4 protein-coding genes are annotated in these 5,192 nt (G+C 31.1%); all 4 read left to right on the forward strand.

Going from position 1 to position 5,192, the window contains the following annotated elements; translation table 11 throughout:
* Positions 1-35 precede the first annotated feature (35 nt).
* From Q0616_RS07955 to dinB, 4 genes are read left to right on the forward strand one after another with little or no spacing between them, the layout of a single operon-like run.
* Positions 36-1,013: a YpdA family putative bacillithiol disulfide reductase gene (locus Q0616_RS07955; protein ID WP_298776305.1), complete on the forward strand. Its 978-nt coding sequence runs from the start codon at positions 36-38 to the stop codon at positions 1,011-1,013.
* A gap of 39 nt (positions 1,014-1,052) precedes the next feature.
* On the forward strand, positions 1,053-1,757 hold the full coding sequence (locus tag Q0616_RS07960; protein ID WP_225541612.1) for a methyltransferase domain-containing protein: 705 nt from the start codon (positions 1,053-1,055) through the stop codon (positions 1,755-1,757).
* 32 nt (positions 1,758-1,789) lie between these two features.
* Positions 1,790-4,057, forward strand: a complete 2,268-nt coding sequence (locus Q0616_RS07965; RefSeq protein WP_188320176.1) for a cation:proton antiporter — start codon at positions 1,790-1,792, stop codon at positions 4,055-4,057.
* An 18-nt stretch (positions 4,058-4,075) separates the two neighbouring features.
* Positions 4,076-5,155, forward strand: a complete 1,080-nt coding sequence (dinB, locus tag Q0616_RS07970; protein WP_284583838.1) for a DNA polymerase IV — start codon at positions 4,076-4,078, stop codon at positions 5,153-5,155.
* Positions 5,156-5,192: the final 37 nt, after the last annotated feature.

Here is a 5,192-nt window from a genome sequence, read left to right on the forward strand (position 1 = left end):
TGGATTACCGATTTGATTATCCGTAAATTTGCGCGATGAAAGAACAATATGATTTGATAATTGTCGGTGCTGGACCTATTGGTTTAGCTTGTGCAATAGAAGCGAAAAGAAACAATCTTTCTTATTTAATTTTAGAAAAAGGAGCCTTAACAAATAGCTTGTACAATTATCCTTTGTACATGACTTTTTTTTCGACTGCCGAACGATTAGAAATTGGTGATATCCCGTTCAATTGTATTGCACCAAAACCTGGTCGACAAGAAGCGTTGGAATACTATCGAAACATTCATAAGTATTTTAAATTTAATTTAAATCTTTATGAAGAAGTCTTAGCTATCACTAAAGTTGAAACTTCAAATTTTGAAATTAACACCTCAAAAAATAGCTATTCTGCAAAAAATGTAGTGCTTGCAACTGGGTTTTATGACATCCCTAATATGATGCAAATAGAAGGCGAAGATTTGCCAAAAGTGCATCATTATTATAAAGAGGCGCATCCGTATTCTTTTCAGAATGTTGTCGTTGTTGGAGCAAATAATTCATCCGTAGATGCCGCTTTAGAATGTTACCGAAAGGGTGCAAATGTAACCATGGTAATTCGAGGAGATAGTTTTACAAATCGTTTAAAATATTGGGTTCGACCTGATATTGAAAATCGTATCACGGAAGGAAGTATCAAAGCATATTTCAACTCGAATATCACCTCTATCAATGAAAATCAGGTTAATATTAAAACACCACAAGGAGATATTTCAATAGAAAATGATACCGTTTTAGCCTTAACGGGTTATCATCCTAACTTCAAGTTTCTCGAAAATTGTGGAATTACATTAAGTGATGATGAATTAAAAACACCTACATATAATCCCGAAACAATGGAAACTAATGTAGATGGTTTATATTTGGCAGGAGTTGTTTGTGGAGGAATGTTGACGAATATTTGGTTTATCGAAAACTCGCGCATACATGCACAACAAATTGTGGAGGCTATTTTAGCAAAAAATAATGAATAAAATATTCTGAATAAAATCAGAACATAAAATACAAATTACATGAAAGACCTTTTCGGACAAGCAATTTTAGATTATCAAACTAATCAATCGCCCGAAGATTTGTATACTGAGACATCTATTTCAGAATTAGATGTTATGCCAATTGATTATCTCTTTCGAGGTTACGATGAGATGCCGGTTTTAGAACAAAAAGCGTTGGATTTAGCGAATGGAAAAGTCCTTGATGTTGGTTGTGGTGCGGGTTCTCATTCACTTTACTTACAAGAAAAAGAGAAAGAAGTTAGTGCAATTGATATTTCTCCCAAAGCAATAGAAGCCTGTTTATTGAGAGGTATCCAAAATGTAAAAGTTCAAAATTTTCTTGAATTAGATGAAACTGAAAAATTTGATACCATTTTATTTTTAATGAACGGAACAGGGATTTTTCAGAACCTTGTATTAATCAATGTTTTCTTGGATAAAATAAAAAAAATATTGAACGAAAATGGTCAAGTTTTGATTGATGGAACGGATATTATTTACATGTTTGATGAAGATGAAGATGGCGGAAAATGGATTCCAAGCAATGGAAATTATTATGGCGAGTTAGATTTCACCGTTCATTATAAAGGCGAACAAGAAGAACCTATTCAGTGGTTGTATTTGGATTTTGACACGTTAAAAAATGCGTGTGAATATCATCAACTATCTTGTACAAAAATCAAAACTGATGGTGATTCTTATTTAGCAAAAATATCATTATAAAACATTAAATTAGTAAAAATTAAACGCAATTTATGGAAGAACACTTGCCAAAACTCATTATTGATTTAGGATTAATTCTTTGTGTTGGTGCTGTAACAACGCTTATTTTTAAACGCATCAATCAACCACTTGTCTTGGGCTATATTATTGCAGGTTTTTTGGTTGGGCCACATTTCGAATATATTCCTACAGTTGCAGAAGAACATAACGTTGAAATTTGGGCAAAAATTGGTGTGATATTTTTACTTTTTAGTCTTGGACTCGAATTTAGTTTCAAAAAATTACTCAACGTTGGTGGATCAGCTTCCGTCACAGCAATTGTCGAAATTGTATGTATTGTAACTGTTGGTTATTTTGTTGGGCGATTAATGAACTGGTCAACAATGGACAGTATTTTTCTTGGTGGTTTATTAGCAAGTTCTTCTACAACAATTATTATCAGAGCGTTTGAAGAATTGGGTTTGAAACGAAAAAAGTTTGCAAATGTCGTTTTCGGAATTCTGATTGTAGAAGATATTGTTGTCATTTTATTAATGGTTATGCTTTCTACAATGGCCGTTAGCCAACATTTTGACGGAAGCGATTTGATCAATTCTTTTGTTAAATTAGGATTCTTTTTAGCAATATGGTTTATTGGTGGAATTTTTATCATTCCTACCTTTTTACGTTCAATCAAAAATTATTTAGATGACGAAACTTTATTAATTATTTCAATTGGATTATGTCTTGGAATGGTTTATATCGCAGATAGATCAGGTTTTTCGATAGAATTAGGTGCTTTCGTAATGGGATCTATTTTAGCAGAAACTATTTATGCTGAAAAAATCGAACTTAATTTTCAATCCGTAAAAAATCTTTTCGCTACAATATTTTTCATTTCAATCGGAATGATGATCGACCCTGTTTCGATGTACGAACATAAATGGTCAATTTTAATTGTGACATTGTTGACTATTTTCGGAAAATTAATTTTCACTACTTTAGGTGCAATCCTTTCGGGACAACCCTTAAAACAATCTGTTCAAGTAGGGATGAGTATGGCTCAAATTGGAGAGTTTGCCTTTATTGTTGCTGGTTTAGGACTTTCTCTTGGTGTTACAAGTGATTTTCTGTTTCCTGTAGCTGTTGGTGTTTCTGCTATAACAACGTTTACAACTCCATATTTAATCAAATCTTCGGACAAAGTTTATTTAATTTTAGAGAAAATCTTACCTCAAAAATTTATAATTGGAATTGAAAAATATTCAACAGATACGCAACATATTCAAAATGAAAATAAATGGAATAAAATTATTAAGCAAACGTTCAGTACAATTTTTATCAATGGAATAATTATTATTGCAATTACACTTATTATAAAAAGCTATTTTTTACTCTTTTTAATGGATTGGTTTACGTATTTTGGAGCAAGTTTAGTTAGTCTTATTCTAACTTTTGTATTATGTATTCCTTTTATTTGGGCAATTATTGGCTATCGTCCTAAGAGAGAAATTATACGCGAATTTTGGGATGAATCTAACTATAATCGCGCTCCCATCATTGCAATTATTTTTATTCGATTAGTGTTGGTTATTGTTGCTGTTATTTTTATTTACAATCAATTTTTAACCAGTACGCTTGCTTCTATTATTTTAGCAATTGGTTTATTGATTATGATGTATTTTTTGTCAAAATATTTCAATCAATTCTATAATTATATTCAAACAAAATTTATTTATAATTTAAATGAACGAGAAATTTTAAGCAAAAGAATTCAAGAAAAAAAGAAGAAAGAGAAGTTTCAATATACATGGGATAATACACATATTTCGGATATGATTGTTCCACAAAATGCAAACTTTGTTGGTGTTCGATTAGGAGAATTAGATTGGCGAACAAAATTTCAGATTAATATAGCTTATATCAAACGAGGAGATAGAATTATACAAACACCAAATTCTGAATCTGTTTTATATCCTTTTGATAAAATTGGGATTATTGGAACAGATGAATATATTCAACGATTTGAAAAATATTTGGACATTATTGGAGAAACACCTTCAGAAAATAATGATTTAAAAAATACTGATAATTTCACATTGGATAAAGTCGTAATTCCTTCAGATTTTTGTGCATTGGAGCACAAGACAATTGGTTGGGTGAAAGATACTGCAAAAGGAATTGTTGTTTCTATAGAACGAAATGGTAAAATGATTCATAATCCCGATCGAAATGTTGCCATCGAATTAGGTGACTATTTAACGATTGTTGCGGATAAAAAAAACTTAAAAAAATTTATTCAAACCTACCATTTAAAATAAAGCGAGTAATTTTGCAAGATGCAGCGTAAGATTATTCATATCGATATGGACGCATTTTTTGCTTCTGTTGAACAGCGAGATTTTCCAGAATTAAGAGGAAAATGCATTGCTGTCGGCGGAAATGAAGAACGTGGAGTTATTGCGACTGCAAGCTACGAAGCCAGAAAATATGGAGTTGGTTCTGCAATGTCTTCTGTGGTTGCAAAACGAAAATGTCCTCATTTAATTTTTGTTAAACCTCGATTTCAAGTTTATAAAGAAGTTTCAAATCAAATTCGTGAAATATTTCTTGAATACACCGATTTGGTTGAACCATTATCATTAGACGAAGCATTTTTGGATGTTACACAAAATCATAAAAACATTGATATTGCAACGGAAATTGCGAATGAAATTAAACAAAAAATCAAACAACGAACAAATCTAACTGCTTCTGCTGGTGTTTCTTTTAATAAATTTTTAGCTAAAATTGCTTCTGATTACAACAAACCTGATGGACTATTTGTGATTACGCCAAAAATGGCTGAAGGTTTTATTGAACAACTTCCGATCAAAAAATTTCATGGAATAGGAAAAGTGACCGCAGAACGAATGCGCATGATGGGAATACATACAGGTTTGGATTTAAAAAAACTTGAATTAGAAAAACTCTTACGAGAATTTGGTAAATCGGGGCAATACTATTATAATATTGTAAGAGGATTAGATTTGAGGGAAGTTAATCCGACCAGAATTCGAAAATCATCAGGCTCTGAAACTACATTTAATAAAGATTTGGAGAATTTAGAGGAGTTACAAGTTGCTTTATTTCCGTTAATAGAAGACGTTTGGAATTGGTCACTAAAAACAGTTGTTTACGGAAGAACAATTACGATAAAAATAAAATACAGTGATTTTACAGTTTCAACTAAAAGTAGATCTGCTTCATTTTCAATAAAAAATAAAAACCTTTTCGATCAAATCTGTTATGATTTATTGGCAGAAGGATATTCATCCGACAAAACTGTTCGGTTATTAGGAGTATCAATTTCTAACCTTGAGAATAACCATAAAAAAATCGGAACTCAACTTGAAATTCCTTTTAAAGAAATTTTCTAATTAACCTTTTTCATTTTACATTTCCGAAATAATAAAA

The organism is uncultured Empedobacter sp. (assembly GCF_937930195.1).
Classification (GTDB): domain Bacteria; phylum Bacteroidota; class Bacteroidia; order Flavobacteriales; family Weeksellaceae; genus Empedobacter; species Empedobacter stercoris.

Bases quoted from the DNA above. Each gene is read 5' to 3' on its own strand.
- Q0616_RS07955 (WP_298776305.1), top strand. From the start codon at position 36: ATGAAAGAACAATATGATTTGATAATTGTCGGTGCTGGACCTATTGGT.
- Q0616_RS07960 (WP_225541612.1), top strand. From the start codon at position 1,053: ATGAAAGACCTTTTCGGACAAGCAATTTTAGATTATCAAACTAATCAA.
- Q0616_RS07965 (WP_188320176.1), top strand. From the start codon at position 1,790: ATGGAAGAACACTTGCCAAAACTCATTATTGATTTAGGATTAATTCTT.
- dinB (WP_284583838.1), top strand. From the start codon at position 4,076: ATGCAGCGTAAGATTATTCATATCGATATGGACGCATTTTTTGCTTCT.